This window comes from Arthrobacter sp. 'calajunan' (assembly GCF_046940185.1).
GTDB classification, from domain to species: Bacteria; Actinomycetota; Actinomycetes; order Actinomycetales; family Micrococcaceae; genus Glutamicibacter; species Glutamicibacter soli.
This window is the reverse complement of sequence record NZ_JBKZDY010000005.1, coordinates 286,485-303,489: the sequence shown is the minus strand read 5'-3', so window position 1 is coordinate 303,489 and position 17,005 is coordinate 286,485. Positions and strand designations below refer to the sequence as shown.

The following is a 17,005-nucleotide window of genomic DNA, read 5'->3' as shown; positions in this document are numbered from 1 at the left end:
CCATAAACACCACGCCGGCCTTCGAGAATTCTCGAAGGCCGGCGTGGTGTTGTTCCGGGAAGTATTTACTTGTCGTCTGCGGAGTTCAGCTTGTCCAAGGCGGCCTTGGCGGCTGCTTCCAGGGCGATCTCTTCCTGGGTCGGTTCCGGCTGCGAGGCCTCGGGCAGCGCTCGCCACTGATACCAGCCGTACAGTGCCGCCAGGGCGGTGAACACGTACAGGCCCAACATGCCCAGCATCGGGCTGACCAGGAAATACACCACGACATAGGAGATCGCGCCGGCGGCCAGCAGCAGCCAGCCACTGCGCACGCCGCGGGCGATCAGCACGAAGGACGCGAAGATCACTGCGTCGGAAACGTACATGGCCCAGACTTCCGGGGTGGCGCTCAGGTAGCTGCCGTTGAACAGGAAGACGTTGAAGTGCAGGGCCACCAGCAGGATGATGCCGGCCAGCAGGCCGACCACTGAGGTCACGGTGAGCTGGGTGCGGGTCACCATGCGGATGAACTTGCCCTTGAGCTCGAATCGGGAGAAGCGCCACAGTCCGAAGATCGCCAGCAGAAGCAGCGGGACGCCGTAGAACAGCGCGTACAGGTCGTACTTCATGGCGCTGATGGTCGGTCCGGAGAATACCGCCATGATCAGGGCCCACCAGCCCAGGTCGTTGCGGTGCGCCAGCAGCAACGCGGCGATGACCACGAACAGGGCGCTGATCGCGAACAGCAGGATCTGCACGCCAGAGCTGGTGCTCAAGGACAGCTGGAAGAGACTATCAATAATTGATTCCACGATGCTTCTTTGTGTTGAGTTGTATACGGCTGCGCGGGCGCAAAACGCACCCCTACGATGCTAGCTGTGAATCCTGTGAGGAACACAAGCGCGGCAGCCAGTCCGGTCCGCAGGAACCCGGTGCACCTCGATGCACGGCAAAGGCCCCGGCCCGCCCCGCAGGGCGAACCGGGGCCGATAGCGCCGGGGTTCAGGAGGTCTGGTCCTTGGGCAGCGCATGCAGGCCGTTGAACAGCAGCGAAATCGCCTGGTTCTCCAAGGTCACCGCATCGATCACGCCGTCCAGGCGGTACCAATCCACCACCGAGTTGATCATGCCGAACAGCAGGCGGGCGGTGGCGCGAGGCTCCAGGTCCTCGCGCAGCTGACCCTCGCGCTGCGCCAAGGTCACCAACTGCGAGAGTTCGCGGTCCATCTGGCGTCGGCGCTGCAGCGCGGCGCGCTCAAGCTCCGTGTTCCCGCGCAGGCGCAGCAGCAAGGTCACGTAGGAACGCTTGGCGATCAGGATGCGCACCGTGGAGCGCAGGAAGAATTCCAGGCGCTCGTCGGCGTTTCCCTCATGCCCGTGCACCTGCTCGATCATGGATTCCAGCGGGATCAGCGCCTCGTCCAGCGCCAGGCGCAGCAGATCCTCCTTGGAGGGGACGTGGTGGTAGATCGCCGACTTGCTGATGCCCAGCCGGTCGGCGAGCTTGCCCATCGAGGTTGCATCGTAGCCGTACTCGTTGAACGCCTCGACGGCGGTCTGGAGCACGGTTTCCTGGTCGTAACCGGGACGGCCGCGTTTGACCGGTGGGGTCACTGCTGGGGTTGTCTGCATAATTCCTCGATTATTTCACGTCTCCGTGACGGCTAGCTGTTGCGCAGGTCGTAAATGCGCTTGAGCTTGCCCATGGAGCGTTCAAGAGTCTCCGGATCCACCACGTCGATGGCACAGGAGGAACCCACATGGATCTTGATCAGCTTGGCGAGGGTCTTGGCGGCGTCGGCCGCGTCCTCGGCCGAGGCATCCGAACGGCGCTCGACCTTGACGGCCAGCTGGTCCATGCGGTCAGGACGGGTGAGCACGAGTTGGAAATGCGCGGAGAGGGCCGGCACCTTCAAGATCAGTTCCTCGATCTGGCTCGGGAACAGGTTCACGCCGCGCAGGATGATCATGTCGTCGCTGCGGCCGGTGATGCGGCCCATGCGGCGGTGGCCCGGACGCGCGGTGCCCGGCATCAGACGGGTCAGGTCGTGGGTGCGGTAGCGGATGATCGGCAGCGCCTGCTTGGTCAGCGAGGTGAAGACCAGCTCGCCGTGCTCGCCGTCCGGCAGCACCTTCGTCGGGTCGTAGGCGTCCAGGATCTCCGGGCGGAAATGGTCCTCCCAGATGTGGCTGCCGTCCTTGCGCTCGCGTGATTCGCCGGCCACGCCTGGGCCCATGACCTCGGACAGGCCGTAGATGTCGCAGGCGTCGATGCCGAACATCTCTTCCAGCTCGTGGCGCATTTCCTCGGTCCACGGCTCGGCGCCGAGCACGGCGACCTTCAGCGAGGTGTCGCGCGGGTCGAGGCCCTGGCGCTGCATGGCGTCGCCAATGGTCAGCAGGTAGGTCGGGGTGCACAGGATGGCATCCGGGGCGAAGTCCTTGATCAGGGTGATCTGCTTCTCGGTCTGGCCGCCGGACATCGGGATCACGGTGGTGCCCAGGCGCTCGGCCGCGGCGTGGGCGCCCATGCCACCGGTGAACAGGCCGTAGCCGTAGGCGTTATGCACCTTCCAGCCCGGCTTGACGCCGGACAGGCGCAGGCATCGGGCACCGAGCTTGGCCCAGTCGTCCAGGTCCTGCTGGGTGTAGCCGACCACGGTGGCGCGGCCTGTGGTGCCCGAGGAAGCGTGGATGCGGGCGACCTCGTGCTGCGGCACGGCGAACATGCCGAACGGGTAGGTCTTGCGCAGGTCTTCCTTCTCGGTGAACGGGAAAATCTTCAGATCATCCAGTTCCTTCAGGTCGTTCGGGTGCACACCGGCTGCGTCGTACTTTTCCTTGTAGTACGGCACCTTGTCGTAGGCCAGGTGCAGGGTTTCCTTCAGGCGGGTGAGCTGGATCGATTCGATCTGATCACGGCTCATGGTCTCTTCTGCATCCAGCGGATTCGGCAGGCTGTCGCGATCGATATTCTGTGACATGCTCGTACTTTCGTGTGGTGGTGGCGGAAAGGTCTAGCGGCTCTTGGGCTTTGGGACGGTTCGTGAGCGCCCGCGGAACTCGGCCACCGTTTCGGTGGCTCCGTCGCGGCCCGGCTGGGTGACGGTGATGTCGTAGAGTCCGCTGCGGCCCTGCTGGGAGACCCGGCGTGCTGATGCGGTCAACAAGCGTCCGGGGATGCCCGGCTTGAGGAAATTGATGTCCACTCCGGAGGCGACTGTGATCGTGTCCTCCGACCCCTCGGGAGGGTTGCAGCTCAGTGCGAAAGCGGTATCGGCAAGGGCGAAGATCATTCCGCCGTGGGCGATGCCGAAGCCGTTGAGCATCTCCCGTTTCAGCTCCATGGTGATGACGGCCTTGCCGTCGGAGACCTCGACAACCTCGATGCCCATCCACTGCGTGGCATAGTCATTCTCGAGAATTGCGTGCGGAAGAGGTTTCTCGACCTGTGTTTCGCTCATGGACTTCCTTCGCCGAATTATTTACCGAACGATCATTAGGTAATAACAAAATGTGAGGCAAGTCAAGTTCTGGTGGTGAATCGTCTGCGAATGGCTGGCTATCGCGGGGAAAAGTCTTAGCTGCCGAAAATCCGTCGGTGGAGGTCAAGGATGAAAGGCTCCTTGATCCGGTTGTAGTCCATCACCAGCCCCTGTGCCCCGTGCGTCGCCGCCAGCTGGCTGGCCGCCTCGCGTTTGGCCGCGGCGTAGGCCTCGCGGTCCGCGCGGTGGCCGCGCAGGTGGTCGTGGAAGAGGACCATACGCAGGAACTCCGGGCTGCCGGGACTGAAGACATGGATGTTGCCGGCCGCCAGCCCGGTGCCGGCCCCGGGCTTGAACATGCGGTGCTTGTACCAGCCAGGTTCCCGGTGCCAGAAGACCATGCCCGCCGCGCGCAGCTGCGGGACGTACCGCCCTTCATCATCGGCATCGGGAACCAGCAGGGCCACGTCGATCAGCGGCTTGGCCGGCAATCCCGGCACCGAGGTGGAGCCGGTGTGCTCGATGGCCAGGGCGCTGGACCCCAGCGCTGCGGACAGCGCCGCGCGGATCTTCTCGAAGTCCCCAGGCCAGCGCGGATCCGCCGGGGCCAGCTCGATGAGTCCGCGCGAGGGTGCGCCATCGACATCCTCGTAGCCCGGGTCCGAGGTCGGCTGGAGGCCGAGCAGCGGAGCGTAGGGCAGCGTGCACAGGTGCCTGCGCGCCGCAGGCCAGCGTGGATCCGCAGCGCTGTCGCTGATGAGGAAGCCCAGCGCGCGGTAGAAGTCCACCGCATCCGCGTCGGTGGTGGCCCAGATGCAGCGGCCGTGCAGTTCCTGCAGCCGGCTCACCAGTGCCGAGGCCAGGCCCCGGCGCTGGTGCGTCCCGAGCACGGCGAGGTACTCGATGCACAGGCTGTATTCGTCGCCCAGCCGGTAGGCTGCCAGCGCCACCGGGCCGCCGTCCGCGCCGAAGGCTGCCAGGACCTGCAGCTGCCGGCAGTCATCGATCAGTACCTGCAGGGCCGGCTCGTCCACCGGGTCGGCGGCCAGCGCCAGCAGCTCGCGCACGGCGGGATCCTGGCGGTACTCGGAGATCTGGATGTGGCGCATGGCAGTCTTTCCGGTGGTGGGTGTCTACTTCACGATCTCGCGGCAGCCCAGCGCGTCCAAGATGAATGCGTAGTCCCAGGCGCGGGACTTCCACGACTCGTAGCGGCCCGAGGCGCCGCCGTGGCCGCCTTCCATCTCGGTCTTCAGCACGATCGGCTGCTCTCCGGTGTTCAGCTCGCGCAGCTTGGCCACCCACTTGGCCGGCTCCACGTAGAGCACACGCGTGTCGTTCAGCGAGGTGACCGCCGCGATCTTCGGGTAGGACTGCGCGGTGACGTTCTCGTAGGGGGAGTAGGACTTCATGTAGTCGTAGACTTCCTTGTCCTCGATCGGGTTGCCCCATTCCTCCCATTCCAGCGCGGACAGCGGCAGCTCGGGATCCAGGATCGAGGTCAGCGCGTCCACGAACGGCACCTGCGCCACGATCGCGGTGTACAGCTGCGGGGCCATGTTCGCGATGGCGCCCATCAGCAGGCCGCCGGCCGAACCGCCCAGCGCCACCAGGCGCTGCGGGTCGGCCCACCCGGAGTCCAGCAGGTACTTGGTGGCGTCGATGAAATCGGTGAAGGTGTTCTTCTTGTGCAGCTTCTTGCCCTGCAGGTACCAGTCGCGGCCCAGCTCGCCACCGCCGCGCACATGGGCGATGACGAACACGACCCCGCGGTCCAGCACGCTCAGCCGCGGGATGCCGAAGCCCGGATCCATGGACGCCTCGTAGGAGCCGTAGCCGTAGATGAGCACCGGGTTGGGCACCGAGGTGTCCAGGTCCGCGCGGCGCATGATGGTCAGCGGGATGCGCGTGCCGTCGGCCGCCACGGCCCATTCGCGGGTGGACAGGTAGTCCGCGGCGTCGTAGTTGTTCACCGGGGTCTGCTTGCGCAGCACCAGCGACTGGTCCTCGAGCCACAGGTCGTACACGCGGGCGGGGGTGAAGTCCGCGGTGTAGCCGATGCGGATCAGCGGAGCTTCCAGCGAGGCGAAGGTCGGGGAGGCGGTGAACAGCTCGTCCTCGAAGGCCGGCTCCAGGGCCGCCTGCTGCGCGGCGGTGCCCAGCCCGTCCAGGGCGATGAGCTGGACGCGCTCGCAGGTGTCGCGGCGCACCGAGAGCACCAGGTGCGTGCCGGTCAGCACGGTGCCCTCGATCTTCACGGTCTGCTGGTGCTCGATGACCGTGCGCCACTGCGCGGGCTCGGTCTGCTCGCCGAGCTGGTCGAGTCCGGCCATCGACACCATGTTGTTCGGCGCCTGGAAATCGTGGGTGATGACTGCCGCGCCGTCGGTCCCGGGCAGCAGGTCCACCCCGTGCAGCAGGCGCAGCGAGCGCGGCACCAGCAGCCGCACCTGGGCCGCCGGATCAGTTAGATCCAGCACGCTGGTCTCCGAGTATTCGGAGTTGCCGCTGGAGATCAGCAGCTTGGTCCGATCGGTGCTCAAATCGAAGCCCAGCCACATGCCCGGGTCGTCTTCCTGGTAGAGGACGGTGTCCGTGGCGGGATCGGTGCCCAGCACGTGGGCCTTGATCTGGTGCGGGCGCCAGGTCTCGTCCACCACGACGTAGAAGACCGTCGAGGAATCGGGGGAGAACGCCAACCCGTAGAACACGCCCTCGATGACGTCGGGCAGCAGCTGGCCGGTGGCCAGGTCCTTGACGTAGAGGGTGAAGCGCTCGTCGCCTGCGGTGTCGATGCAGTAGGCCAGCAGGTTGCTTTCCTCGTTCAGGGCCATGCCGCCCAGTGCGAAGAAGCTCTGTCCCTCGGCCAGCTGGTTGCCGTCGAGCAGCACCTGCTCGGCCTCCAGCGCGGTTTCCGGGTCGATGACCGGCGGGGTCCAGTCGGCTCGCGGGTCCCCGGTCTGCTCCGCTGCGACGCGGCACTGGATGGTGTAGGGCTTGCCCTCGACCGAGCGGGTGAAGTACCACCAGCCCCGGCGCCGGGTGGGCACCGACAGGTCGGTCTCCACGGTGCGGGCCTTGATCTCGTCGAAGATGGCCTGGCGCAGCGGCTCCTGGTCGGCAGTGACCGCGTCGGTGTAGGCGTTTTCAGCCTTCAGGTGGTCCAGGACCTGCTCGCTGGTCTTCTCGCGCATCCATTCGTAGTCATCGGTGAAGGTGTCCCCGTGGAAGGTGCGGGTGACTGGATTCTTCGCGGCGATCGGCGCGCTGGCGGTAAGCGGTTCTGGAGTCATATACCTATTCAATCCCACCGGTCCGCTGTTTGGCAGGCCGCTAAGCTCAGCGCGGACAGCCTTCAGGGCCTCGTGCGCTGACGCGCTCGGTTGGGCGGAAAAGGTTTCGACATGCGCGCATTGGCCATAGGCTAGCAAGCAGAGTGAATCAATCTGCCCCATGGGTTACTCGCCCCTACAGCATGAGAAAGCGATTGAGATAAGTGAAAAATAAACACACACCGACCCGGACAGGTCGCCTTGCCCGGTGGATCGCCGGCGTGGCCATCGGTCTGATGGCGCTGGTGGTCGGAGCCCCGGCGTCCATGGCCCAAGGCGCCGACAGCGTCGAAGGCCAGACCTACGTCATCGGCACCGACACCACCTTCGCCCCGTTCGAGTTCCGCCAGAACGGCGAGCTGACGGGCATCGACATGGACATCCTCCATGCCATCGCCGAGGACGAGGGCTTCCAGGTCGAAGTCCGCTCGCTGGGCTTCAGCGCGGCGCTGGCCGCGCTGTCCGCCAACCAGGTCGACGGCGTCATCGCCGGCATGTCGATCACCGACGAACGCAAGCAGATCTACGACTTCTCCGAGCCGTACTTCGAGTCCGGCGTGCAGATGGCGGTGGCCAAGGACGACGAGGCCATCAAGGGCTACGAGGACCTCAAGGGCAAGACCGTTGTCGCCAAGACCGGTTCCGAAGGCGAGACCTACGCGAAGTCGATTGCCGAGCAGTACGGCTTCACCGTCAAGTCCCTTGACCAGTCGGCCACCATGTACGAGTCGGTCAAGGCCGGCTCCGCCGTCGCCGTCTTCGACGACTACCCGGTGCTGGCCTACGGCATCGCGCAGGGCAACGGCCTGAAGACCGTCACCGACAAGGTGCCCGGCGGCTCCTACGGCTTCGCCGTGAACAAGGGCGAGAACACCGCGCTGCTGGCCGCCTTCAACGACGGCCTGGCCGAGCTGAAGGCCAACGGCGAATACCAGAAGATCCTGGACAAGTACCTGGCCGACCCCACCGCCAGCACTCCTGGCAACTTCTTCGACCTGGCGGTCAAGTCGTTCCCCGCGCTGATGACCGGTCTGGGCAATACGCTGGGCGTCACCGCCATCTCCTTCGCGATCGCCATGGCGCTGGGCCTGATCTTCGGCTTCTTCAAGATCTCCGGCAACATCGTGCTGCGCGGCATCGCCACCACCTTCGTGAACATCTTCCGCGGCACCCCCCTGCTGCTGTGGGCGTTCATGTTCTACTTCGGCCTGCCGCAGCTGACCGGATGGGACATCAGCGTCTGGACCGCCGGCATCCTCACCCTGTCGCTGAACGCCGGCGCCTACGTGGCCGAGATCGTGCGCGGCGGCATCCAGTCGGTGGATCCGGGACAGCTGGAAGCCGCCCGCTCGCTGGGCCTGGGCTACGGCAAGTCCATGCAGAAGGTCGTGATCCCGCAGGCCTTCAAGATGATGACCCCGTCGCTGATCAACCAGCTGATCATCAGCCTGAAGGACTCCTCGCTGCTGCTGGCCATCGGCTTCGCCGAACTGCTCTACCAGGGTCAGCAGATCTACGCGGCGAACTTCCGCGTCACCGAGACCCTGCTGATCGTGGGCGTCATCTACTTCGTCGCCATCATGGCCCTGACCAAGCTGGCCAACTATGCCGATAAGAGGTTCAACAAGTGAGCACCGCAAGCGAGATGAACTCGCAGGTAAAGATCCAGGTCACCGACCTGCACAAGTCCTTCGGATCCAACAACGTGCTCCAGGGCATCGACCTGGAGATCCGCGAGGGCGAGGTGTTGTGCGTGATCGGCCCGTCGGGCTCGGGCAAGTCCACGCTGCTGCGCTGCCTGAACAAGCTGGAGGACATCACCTCCGGCACGGTGGTTGTCGACGGCTTCGACGTGACCGACCCGAAGGTGGACATCAACGAGGTTCGCCGCCACGTGGGTATGGTTTTCCAGCACTTCAACCTCTTCCCGCACATGTCGGTGGCCGAGAACATCATGCTGGCCCCGGTGGAGCTGAAGAAGATGAACCGCACCGAGGCCCGCGCCAAGGCGCTGGAGCTGCTGGAGCGCGTGGGGCTGAAGGAGAAGGCCGATGCCCGCCCGGCCTCGCTCTCCGGCGGCCAGAAGCAGCGAGTGGCCATCGCCCGCGCGCTGGCCATGTCCCCGGGCATCATGCTTTTCGACGAGGCCACCAGCGCGCTGGACCCTGAAATGGTCGGGGAGGTGCTCCAGGTGATCAAGGAGTTGGCCGACTCGGGCATGACCATGGTGCTGGTGACCCACGAGATGGGCTTCGCCCGTGAAGTCGCCGACCGCGTGGTCTTCATGGCCGACGGCGTGGTCTGCGAGCAGGGCAAGCCGGAGGACCTCTTCGGCAACCCGCAGCAGGCCCGCACCCAGGATTTCCTGTCCAAGGTGCTGTAGCGACGCAGCGTCCGTAGTCGCGACGCTTTATTCCGCAGGCCGCCCGGAAATGAACAAAAAAATTGTTCATTTCCGGGCGGTTTTGCCATGTGCGGGTCAATCCACAGGAACAACATAGAAAATTATCATTGAAGCTTCAAGTTTTAAGTCTAGGGTTGATCCCGAGTTGTTGCGAAGCCGCTCATCCCCGAAGATCCGCCGATGGAGAATGACATGACCACCCGAAACAACCCGCCGATGACCTCCGCCGCCCTGCTGATGCTGCGCGTCGTGCTCGGCATTATCCTGGCCGCCCATGGCTGGCAGAAGTTTTTCCAGTACACCCTCGATGGGGCTACCGCCTCCTTCGAGCAAATGGGCGTCCCGCTGGCCTCGATGGTGGCTCCCGCCGTGGCCACCCTTGAACTCGCCGGCGGCATCGCGTTGGTCCTCGGGGTGGTGACCCGTGTCGCCGCGGGGCTGCTGGCCCTGGATATGCTCGGTGCGCTGTTCCTGGTCCACCTTCCTGCCGGCATTTTTGTCGACAACGGAGGATATGAGCTGGTGGCCATCTTGGCTGCCGCTGCCGCGGCTCTGGCCTTGGCCGGCCCGGGCTCCTATTCGGTGGACCGTCTGGTCTTCGGCCGGACGGCCCCGGTCGGGTCGATGTCGAACGCCTAGGAGATAGTCAAGCCCGGCACCCGAAAGAGCATCTTTCGGGTGCCCGGGCATTTAAGCGGACGATTGGCTGGCCTGGGGTGCTTGCGTGATGCCGGTTTCGGTGGTGATGTTGACGTGACCGAACCCACTCTGACATACTGAACGAACGGTCAGTATGTAAATAGTTTTCAGTGAGGTGAACCCATGGCCCCGACCACACCGCAGGAGCCGGGACTGAGTGCCGTCCCAAGCTACGAAGAAGAGCAGTCGCAGGCGCGTTTTGACGCCCTGATCGGCAAGGATTCGCGTATTGAGCCACGCGACTGGATGCCGGATGCCTACCGCAAGACCTTGACTCGCCAGGTTTCCCAGCACGCGCACTCCGAGATCATCGGCATGCAGCCTGAGGCCAACTGGATCACCCGCGCGCCGTCGCTGAAGCGCAAGTCGATCCTCATGGCCAAGGTCCAGGACGAGGCAGGGCACGGACTGTACCTGTACTCCGCGGCCGAAACCCTCGGCACCGACCGCGACGAGCTGAACGACCAGCTGCTGACCGGACGCGCCAAGTACTCCTCGATCTTCAACTACCCGGCACGTTCCTGGGCCGACATGGGCGCCATCGGCTGGCTCGTGGACGGTGCGGCCATCGCCAACCAGGTGCCGCTGTGCCGCGCATCCTATGGCCCGTACGGCCGCGCCATGGTCCGAGTCTGCAAGGAAGAGTCCTTCCACCAGCGCCAGGGCTTCGAGATCCTGCTCTCGCTGTCCCGCGGCAGCGAAGCTCAGAAGAAGATGGCCCAGGATGCCGTCAACCGCTTCTACGAGCCTGCGCTGATGATGTTCGGCCCACCGGACGAGCAGTCCCCGAACTCCAAGCAGTCCATGGCCTGGAACATCAAGCGTTTCTCCAATGACGAACTGCGCCAGCGTTTCGTCGGCATGATCGCCGAGCAGGTCAAGGTCCTCGGACTGACCCTGCCGGATCCCGAACTGCGGTACGACGAAGAGACCAAGCAGTGGATCCACAAGGATCTGAACTGGGATGAGTTCATGGCAGTAATCAAGGGCAACGGCCCAGTCAACGCGCAGCGCATGGAGCGCCGCCGCGAAGCCCACCGCGAGGGTGCCTGGGTTCGCGAAGCCGCCGCAGCATACGCCGCCAAGCAAGTACAAAGTGAGGTTGCCTAACATGAGCCAACAGAACAATTGGCCCCTGTGGGAAGTATTCGTTCGTTCCTCCCGTGGACTCTCGCACGTCCACGCAGGTTCGCTGCACGCTCCGGATGCCCAGATGGCAGTGCGCAACGCCCGCGACCTGTACACCCGCCGCAATGAAGGCGTGTCCCTGTGGGTTGTGAAGTCCGAGGACATCATCAGCTCCGATCCGGATGAGAAGGACGCTTTCTTCGAATCCCCGCAGGGCAAGGACTACCGCCACGCGACCTATTACAAGGCCAGCGAGGGAGTGAAGCACCTGTGAACCACGACGAACTCGATGCCGAGCTCGACAGCTTCGGCGACGCGCTGGCCTCGGCCACCCGCGTCACCCCGGGCAACGCGCTGCGTCCGGAAGACATCGCCGTGGGCGGTGCCAAGCCGAGCGAAGACGTTGCACGCTACGCACTGACCCTGGGCGACGACGCACTGATCCTGGCCCAGCGCCTGTCGCACTGGATCTCCCGCGCACCTGAGCTGGAAGAGGACATCGCCCTGGGCAACATCGCCCTGGACGTGCTCGGACACGCCCGTTCGTTCCTGACCTACGCCGGCCTGGCCTGGGACAAGACCGAAGACGACCTGGCCTACTGGCGCGAAGAAGACGACTTCACCTCGCTGTGGATCGTCGAGCAGCCCAACGGCCACTTCGGCGTGACCATCATCCGCCAGCTGATCGTCTCGGTCTTCCAGCACCTGCTGTACTCCAAGCTGACCGAATCCGCAGACGAGACCCTGGCCGCGATCTGCGCCAAGGCAGTCAAGGAAGTCGACTACCACCGCGACCACGCCATCCAGTGGACCATCCGCCTGGGCCTTGGCACCGAGGAATCGGCCGCCAAGATGCGCCACGCGCTGGAAATCCTCTGGCCATACGTCGACGAGATGTTCCAGGACCTGGAGCTGCACCGCAAGCTGGACGGCATTGCAGTGCTTCCGTCTTCGCTGCGCGAAGCCTGGGACAAGGAAATCAACGCCGTCCTGGCAGAATCCGGCCTGGAAATCCCGAAGACCGGCCAGGCCATGGCCAACGGCCGCGGCGGAGAGCACTCCGAGCACCTCGGATTCATCCTGGCTGAAATGCAAGTCCTTGCCCGCAAGCACCCCGGTGCAAGCTGGTAGCCACCACACCAACCCTTTCGCCCGCTAAGGGGGAGCAGTCTTGAGCAACCTGATCGCCAACACCGAAGATCTGTTCGCCATCGCCTCGAAGGTCACGGATCCGGAGATTCCCGTGCTGACCATCGCCGACCTCGGCATCCTGCGTGAAGTCCAGCAGGACGAGGACGGCGCGGTCCACGTGGTCATCACCCCGACCTATTCGGGCTGCCCGGCCATGGACGTCATCACCGAGGACCTGCACAGGGTCTTCCAGGAGGCAGGCCATGAACAGGTCGACATCCGTTTGGTGCTCACCCCCGCCTGGTCGACCGACTGGATGACCGAGAGCGGCAAGGCCAAGCTGGAAGCCTACGGCATCGCCCCGCCCACCGGGCGGGGCCATGCCGGACGCGTGACGCTCGGCATGAGCGTCAAGTGCCCGCGCTGCCATTCGCTGAACACCCGCGAGCTGGCGCGCTTCGGCTCAACTTCCTGCAAGGCGCTCTACACCTGCAAAGACTGCCTGGAACCCTTCGACTACTTCAAGGTGCTCTCATGACCGACCAAACCACACCAACTCGTCGCCGTGCCTCCTTCCACCGGCTGACCGTCTCCAACGTCCGCCGCCTGACCAAGGACTCCATCGAGGTCACCTTCGCGATTCCCGAGGAACTGAGCGAGGAATACGACTACGTGGCGGGCCAGTACGTGGCGCTGCGCAAGGAGATCCCGAACGCGGAAGGCGAGCTGCACGAGCTGCGCCGTTCCTACTCGATCTGCGCCGAGCCAACCGGCAGCGAGATCAAGGTCGCCATCAAGCGCGACCTGGGCGGCTTGTTCTCCACCTGGGCCAACGAAAACCTGGCCGCAGGCGACCAGATGGACGTGATGAGCCCTGCCGGCGCCTTCATCTCCAAGCACCGCCTGACCGAGATCAATGATCCGTCCAAGATCGACACCGCTGACCAGGACCGCTTCGTCGCGGTGGCCGCAGGCTCGGGCATCACCCCGGTGCTCGCCATCGCCCGCACCATCCTGGCCGCGAACGAGAACACCCGCTTCGACCTGATCTACGCGAACAAGGCAGCCATGGACGTGATGTTCCTGGAGGAGTTGGCGGACCTGAAGGACCGCTACCCGTCCCGACTGGCCCTGCACCACGTGCTCAGCCGCGAACAGCGCATCTCCCCGCTGCTCTCCGGGCGCATCGACGCGGACAAGCTGTCCACGCTGCTTGAGACCGTGGTTCAGGCGCCGAGCGTCGACGAATGGTTCCTGTGCGGACCGTTCGAGCTGGTGCAGCTGGTCCGCGACCAGCTGACCGGCATGGAGATCCCGGCCGAGAAGGTCCGCTTCGAGCTGTTCTCCACCGGCGAGCCGACCAAGCCCCAGGGCCATATCGGCCGCCCGGTCAACGTCGAAGAAGACGAGGACAGCTACGAGATCAGCTTCACCCTCGACGGCCTGCAGGGCGAGGTCAAGTCGCCGGTACGCGCCAACGAGACCGTGCTGAACGCGGCGCTGCGCGTCCGCCCGGACGTTCCGTTCGCCTGCGCCGGCGGCGTGTGCGGCACCTGCCGCGCCAAGGTCACCAGCGGCACCGTCACCATGGCGGAGAACTACGCGCTGGAGCCTGACGAGGTCGAGGCCGGCTACGTGCTGACGTGCCAGTCGCACCCGACCACCGAAAAGCTCAGCGTCGACTTTGACGCCTAGAAACGGGATGACTTCATGATCGAACTGACGATTGCCGACTCCATCGCCCGCGTGGTGCTGAATGCGCCGAAGAAGATGAACTCACTGGACGAGGCGGCACTTGCCGAATTGTCCGAGGCCTATGACAAGGCCGCGGCGGCCGTGGAAACCGGAGAAGTCCGCGCCCTGGTGCTGACCGGCGAAGGCCGCGGCTTCTGCGCAGGACGCGACATCTCTGGGGTCAACCCGGCAGATGACGACGTCATCGGCTACCTCGAAGGCAAGGTGCAGCCGCTGCTGGAGAAGATGTCCAGCTTCCCGGCTCCGACCTTCGCCCTGGTGCAGGGTGCCTGCCTGGGTGTTGGACTTGGCCTGGCAGTCGCCACCGACGTGGTGTACGTGGCGGAAAACGCGAAGATCGGTTCACCGTTCGCCAACCTGGGCGCGACCCTGGACTCCGGGGGACACTGGCTGTTCACCGAGCGCCTGGGTGCCCACCGCACTCTTGACATGATCTACACCGCAGAGCTGATTTCCGGTGCCGAAGCCGTGCGTTCGGGCCTGTTCTCCCGCGCCTTCCCGGCCGAGGAACTCGCCGAGCGCGGCGAGGAGATCATCGCCAAGGTCGCCCAGGGCGCTACCCAGGCGTTCGTCGCGTCCAAGCAGCTGGTGGCGGAAATCCGCGACCAGCGTGTGGGCCTGTGGAACTCCATGCGCACCGAGAACCGCGCGCAGGCGGCACTGTGCGACACCGTGGACTACGCGGAGGGCTTCAAGTCCTTCCAGGAGAAGCGCCCGCCGGTGTTCACTGGCAAGAAGTAAGTACTTGAAGCCAAGCGCCCGCCAGATTGATTCTGGCGGGCGCTTGGTGCATCAATAGACTTTCAGGCTGGGCCGCCGAGGCTGCCGTCCGTAAAGTTTTTTCTTGCAGGCCAACGCCGCCACGCCGGCAACGAAATTGCCGACGCGCAGGTTGAACTTGCGTAGAACCAAGCACCCTGTTTCACAGTTTTCCCAGCTGGACCGCGCATGTACCGTGCATGACAACAACAGACTTCATGACCGGTCAACGGAATCCGCACAGCGATGCTATCGATCTCGTTCGGGGACCAGTCGACAGCTTTGCGTTCTTCCATGGGGCGGTGCTCATCTCGGGCCCCTCAATACGCTGTTGTTCCAGTTCGGCATAGCAAGTATTGGCCAGGGGACGGCTGCGACTTTAGATGTTGAACGAGAAGCGGCCTGCCGTGCGAGAATTTTCGGAGCAACGACAAAACGTCCGCTGGATCTGATCCGGCGGACGTTTCGTCTTCGGGCGTGCTTGCCCGTTTAGCGGGTATCGGTGTCTTCGAAAATCAGCAGTGTCTGGGTATCCAGCACGGTGGGCAGCGATTGCAGCTCCTCGAAAACCACCCGGCGCAGGTCCAGATTGTCCTTGGCACGCACCAGCAGGATCACGTCGAAGTTTCCGCCAACCAGCCCGATATGGTGCACCTCCGGGATCGAGGCCAGATGGTCGCGCAGTTCCCGCCAGGAGTGCTGGCGCAGCTTCAATGTCACGTAGGCACTGGCTTTCAGGCCGGTTTTCACCGGGTCGATGACCACCGTGTAGCGGGTGATCACCCCTGCATCCTGGAGCTTGGCGATTCGCGAGTACGCATGGGCCCGGGAGACATGGACCTTCTGTGCGACCGTGGTGACCGACTGCCGGCCGTCGCTGGTGAGTTCGGCCAAGATCGCGCGGTCGACATCATCCAGTTTCAGTTCCGCGTCAGCGGTCATTAGTACTCCTTGCGAGCGGGTCGGACGAGTCATCGCCAAACCCATTTTCTTGATACGAATCGTCTACAAGTATACGCATCCCATGCTCAACTTTCCATGATTAGCGCCCGGAGTGGATACAGATTGCCACTGATACGCATAATTAGTTGCAAATGATGTTTGGGTGAAGCCAGTCACAGGTATGCGTGACGGGGGACCTTCGCAGCACTACGAAAGGTGGGAGAACATGAGCACCGATGCACACGCGGGTCGCATGACTGAAGTCAGCGACAAATTCGGTATCACCCCGGAAGACTACATGCTGCCAGCACGGCACATGATCAACCTTCTGGACCCGGATGGAACCCTCCGTCCACAGGACAAGCAGGGCACCGAACCGGGCCATGAGTACCCGTTGCCGAGCCCCGCTCGTCTCATGGAGGCCTACTCCGCCCTGGTGACCGGACGCCGCGTCAACGACCAGAACTCCGCCCTGGTGCGCCAGGGCCGCATGGCCGTCTACCCGTCGAGCCACGGCCAGGAAGCCTGCCAGGTCGCCGCCGCGCTGTGCCTCGAAGAAGGCGACTGGCTGTTCCCGACCTACCGCGACACCGTGGCCGTGCTGACCAAGGGCGTCGCCCCGATGGAAGTCATGACCAGCTTCCGCGGCGAATGGCACTGCGGGTACGATCCGAAGGCCTACAACTGCGCGCCGATGGCCACCCCGCTGACCACCCAGCTGCTGCACGCGGTGGGCGTCGCCCACGCGGCCAAGCTGCGCGGGGAGGACACCGTTGTGGTCGCCATGTGCGGCGACGGCGCCACCAGTGAAGGCGACTTCCACGAAGCGCTGAACTTCGCCGCGGTGTTCAACCTGCCGGTGATCTTCTTCGTGCAGAACAACAAGTACGCGATCTCCGTGCCGTTCTCCCAGCAGTCCGCCGCCCCGTCTCTGGCCCACAAGGCCGTGGGCTACGGCATGGCCGGCGAACGCGTGGACGGCAACGACCTGATGGCGCTGATGGCAGTCATGACCCGCGCCGTGCGCCTGGCCCGCGAGGGCAACGGCCCGCTGCTGGTCGAGGCCCACACCTACCGCATGCAGGCCCACACCAACGCGGACGACGACAAGCGCTACCGCGAGGACGCCGAGGTCGCCGAGTGGAAGGCCAAGGATCCGGTCATCCGCATCCAGTCCTACCTGGACGATGCCGGGCTGCTCACCGAGCAGGCCACCGCGGAGATCACCGAGAAGGCCGAGGCAGTGGCCAAGACCCTGCGCGACGGCATGAACCAGGACGCGGACACCGATCCGCGCGAGCTGTTCGAGCACGTCTACTCTTCCAAGACCCCACAGATGGCCGAGCAGCAGGCAATGCTCGCCGACGAACTAGCCCGTGAGGAGGCCTAGC

Annotated in this window: 17 protein-coding genes; 10 read left to right on the top strand and 7 right to left on the bottom strand. The window is 64.5% G+C overall.

Annotation, left to right across the window (positions count from 1 at the left end):
- Positions 1 to 65 precede the first annotated feature (65 nt).
- The 6 genes from RF641_RS10605 to RF641_RS10580 form a co-directional block, all read right to left on the bottom strand.
- Positions 66 to 791: a nicotinamide mononucleotide transporter gene (locus RF641_RS10605; protein ID WP_424573127.1), complete on the bottom strand. Its 726-nt coding sequence runs from the start codon at positions 789 to 791 to the stop codon at positions 66 to 68.
- A gap of 190 nt (positions 792 to 981) precedes the next feature.
- Positions 982 to 1,611, bottom strand: a complete 630-nt coding sequence (locus tag RF641_RS10600; protein WP_053798574.1) for a TetR/AcrR family transcriptional regulator — start codon at positions 1,609 to 1,611, stop codon at positions 982 to 984.
- A 32-nt stretch (positions 1,612 to 1,643) separates the two neighbouring features.
- On the bottom strand, positions 1,644 to 2,963 hold the full coding sequence (locus tag RF641_RS10595) for a phenylacetate--CoA ligase family protein (protein ID WP_053798573.1): 1,320 nt from the start codon (positions 2,961 to 2,963) through the stop codon (positions 1,644 to 1,646).
- Positions 2,964 to 2,996: 33 nt separating this feature from the next.
- Entirely contained in the window at positions 2,997 to 3,443 is a 447-nt protein-coding gene (gene paaI, locus RF641_RS10590; RefSeq protein ID WP_047119792.1) for a hydroxyphenylacetyl-CoA thioesterase PaaI, read from the bottom strand.
- A 116-nt stretch (positions 3,444 to 3,559) separates the two neighbouring features.
- Positions 3,560 to 4,573 (bottom strand): GNAT family N-acetyltransferase, encoded by a 1,014-nt coding sequence (locus RF641_RS10585; protein WP_424573126.1) that lies wholly within the window; start codon positions 4,571 to 4,573, stop codon positions 3,560 to 3,562.
- A gap of 24 nt (positions 4,574 to 4,597) precedes the next feature.
- Positions 4,598 to 6,757 (bottom strand): S9 family peptidase, encoded by a 2,160-nt coding sequence (locus RF641_RS10580; RefSeq protein ID WP_047119791.1) that lies wholly within the window; start codon positions 6,755 to 6,757, stop codon positions 4,598 to 4,600.
- A gap of 275 nt (positions 6,758 to 7,032) precedes the next feature.
- Here RF641_RS10580 and RF641_RS10575 point away from each other — a divergent pair, with 275 nt between their 5' ends.
- The 9 genes from RF641_RS10575 to RF641_RS10535 all read left to right on the top strand — a co-directional run bounded on the left by RF641_RS10575 (position 7,033) and on the right by RF641_RS10535 (position 14,654).
- Positions 7,033 to 8,427 carry an amino acid ABC transporter substrate-binding protein/permease gene (locus tag RF641_RS10575; RefSeq protein WP_082124069.1) on the top strand — a complete coding sequence of 465 codons (1,395 nt, stop codon included), beginning with the start codon at positions 7,033 to 7,035 and terminating at the stop codon, positions 8,425 to 8,427.
- Between the two features lie 14 nt (positions 8,428 to 8,441).
- Complete coding sequence (locus tag RF641_RS10570; RefSeq protein ID WP_047120861.1) at positions 8,442 to 9,179, top strand: amino acid ABC transporter ATP-binding protein; 738 nt, start codon at positions 8,442 to 8,444, stop codon at positions 9,177 to 9,179.
- Positions 9,180 to 9,392: 213 nt separating this feature from the next.
- Positions 9,393 to 9,839, top strand: a complete 447-nt coding sequence (locus tag RF641_RS10565; protein ID WP_082344811.1) for a DoxX family protein — start codon at positions 9,393 to 9,395, stop codon at positions 9,837 to 9,839.
- Positions 9,840 to 10,022: 183 nt separating this feature from the next.
- Positions 10,023 to 11,009: a 1,2-phenylacetyl-CoA epoxidase subunit PaaA gene (paaA, locus tag RF641_RS10560; protein WP_047119790.1), complete on the top strand. Its 987-nt coding sequence runs from the start codon at positions 10,023 to 10,025 to the stop codon at positions 11,007 to 11,009.
- A 1-nt stretch (position 11,010) separates the two neighbouring features.
- Positions 11,011 to 11,301, top strand: coding sequence for a 1,2-phenylacetyl-CoA epoxidase subunit PaaB (paaB, locus tag RF641_RS10555; protein ID WP_047119789.1), 291 nt, complete (start codon positions 11,011 to 11,013; stop codon positions 11,299 to 11,301).
- Positions 11,298 to 12,158 carry a 1,2-phenylacetyl-CoA epoxidase subunit PaaC gene (gene paaC, locus RF641_RS10550; protein ID WP_424573125.1) on the top strand — a complete coding sequence of 287 codons (861 nt, stop codon included), beginning with the start codon at positions 11,298 to 11,300 and terminating at the stop codon, positions 12,156 to 12,158. Before paaB ends, paaC begins: the two co-directional genes overlap by 4 nt.
- A 40-nt stretch (positions 12,159 to 12,198) precedes the next feature.
- Positions 12,199 to 12,696: a 1,2-phenylacetyl-CoA epoxidase subunit PaaD gene (gene paaD, locus RF641_RS10545; RefSeq protein ID WP_047119787.1), complete on the top strand. Its 498-nt coding sequence runs from the start codon at positions 12,199 to 12,201 to the stop codon at positions 12,694 to 12,696.
- Positions 12,693 to 13,853: a 1,2-phenylacetyl-CoA epoxidase subunit PaaE gene (gene paaE / locus RF641_RS10540; protein ID WP_047119786.1), complete on the top strand. Its 1,161-nt coding sequence runs from the start codon at positions 12,693 to 12,695 to the stop codon at positions 13,851 to 13,853. The genes paaD and paaE overlap by 4 nt, the downstream gene beginning before the upstream one ends.
- Positions 13,854 to 13,868: 15 nt before the next feature.
- The gene (locus RF641_RS10535; protein WP_047119785.1) at positions 13,869 to 14,654 is read left to right on the top strand and encodes an enoyl-CoA hydratase/isomerase family protein; all 786 of its coding nucleotides are present in this window, start codon (positions 13,869 to 13,871) and stop codon (positions 14,652 to 14,654) included.
- 507 nt (positions 14,655 to 15,161) lie between these two features.
- Here the strand turns inward: RF641_RS10535 and RF641_RS10530 are convergent.
- On the bottom strand, positions 15,162 to 15,614 hold the full coding sequence (locus RF641_RS10530) for an Lrp/AsnC family transcriptional regulator (RefSeq protein WP_047119784.1): 453 nt from the start codon (positions 15,612 to 15,614) through the stop codon (positions 15,162 to 15,164).
- A 226-nt stretch (positions 15,615 to 15,840) separates the two neighbouring features.
- Here RF641_RS10530 and pdhA point away from each other — a divergent pair, with 226 nt between their 5' ends.
- Positions 15,841 to 17,004 carry a pyruvate dehydrogenase (acetyl-transferring) E1 component subunit alpha gene (pdhA, locus tag RF641_RS10525; RefSeq protein WP_047119783.1) on the top strand — a complete coding sequence of 388 codons (1,164 nt, stop codon included), beginning with the start codon at positions 15,841 to 15,843 and terminating at the stop codon, positions 17,002 to 17,004.
- The last annotated feature ends 1 nt before the right edge of the window (position 17,005 follow it).

What these genes read in the sequence shown, in the direction of transcription:
- RF641_RS10600 (WP_053798574.1), bottom strand. Translation starts at nt 1,611, where the DNA reads ATGCAGACAACCCCAGCAGTGACCCCACCGGTCAAACGCGGCCGTCCC.
- RF641_RS10595 (WP_053798573.1), bottom strand. Translation starts at nt 2,963, where the DNA reads ATGTCACAGAATATCGATCGCGACAGCCTGCCGAATCCGCTGGATGCA.
- paaI (WP_047119792.1), bottom strand. Translation starts at nt 3,443, where the DNA reads ATGAGCGAAACACAGGTCGAGAAACCTCTTCCGCACGCAATTCTCGAG.
- RF641_RS10585 (WP_424573126.1), bottom strand. Translation starts at nt 4,573, where the DNA reads ATGCGCCACATCCAGATCTCCGAGTACCGCCAGGATCCCGCCGTGCGC.
- RF641_RS10580 (WP_047119791.1), bottom strand. Translation starts at nt 6,757, where the DNA reads ATGACTCCAGAACCGCTTACCGCCAGCGCGCCGATCGCCGCGAAGAAT.
- RF641_RS10575 (WP_082124069.1), top strand. Translation starts at nt 7,033, where the DNA reads ATGGCGCTGGTGGTCGGAGCCCCGGCGTCCATGGCCCAAGGCGCCGAC.
- RF641_RS10570 (WP_047120861.1), top strand. Translation starts at nt 8,442, where the DNA reads ATGAACTCGCAGGTAAAGATCCAGGTCACCGACCTGCACAAGTCCTTC.
- RF641_RS10565 (WP_082344811.1), top strand. Translation starts at nt 9,393, where the DNA reads ATGACCACCCGAAACAACCCGCCGATGACCTCCGCCGCCCTGCTGATG.
- paaA (WP_047119790.1), top strand. Translation starts at nt 10,023, where the DNA reads ATGGCCCCGACCACACCGCAGGAGCCGGGACTGAGTGCCGTCCCAAGC.
- paaB (WP_047119789.1), top strand. Translation starts at nt 11,011, where the DNA reads ATGAGCCAACAGAACAATTGGCCCCTGTGGGAAGTATTCGTTCGTTCC.
- paaE (WP_047119786.1), top strand. Translation starts at nt 12,693, where the DNA reads ATGACCGACCAAACCACACCAACTCGTCGCCGTGCCTCCTTCCACCGG.
- RF641_RS10535 (WP_047119785.1), top strand. Translation starts at nt 13,869, where the DNA reads ATGATCGAACTGACGATTGCCGACTCCATCGCCCGCGTGGTGCTGAAT.
- RF641_RS10530 (WP_047119784.1), bottom strand. Translation starts at nt 15,614, where the DNA reads ATGACCGCTGACGCGGAACTGAAACTGGATGATGTCGACCGCGCGATC.
- pdhA (WP_047119783.1), top strand. Translation starts at nt 15,841, where the DNA reads ATGAGCACCGATGCACACGCGGGTCGCATGACTGAAGTCAGCGACAAA.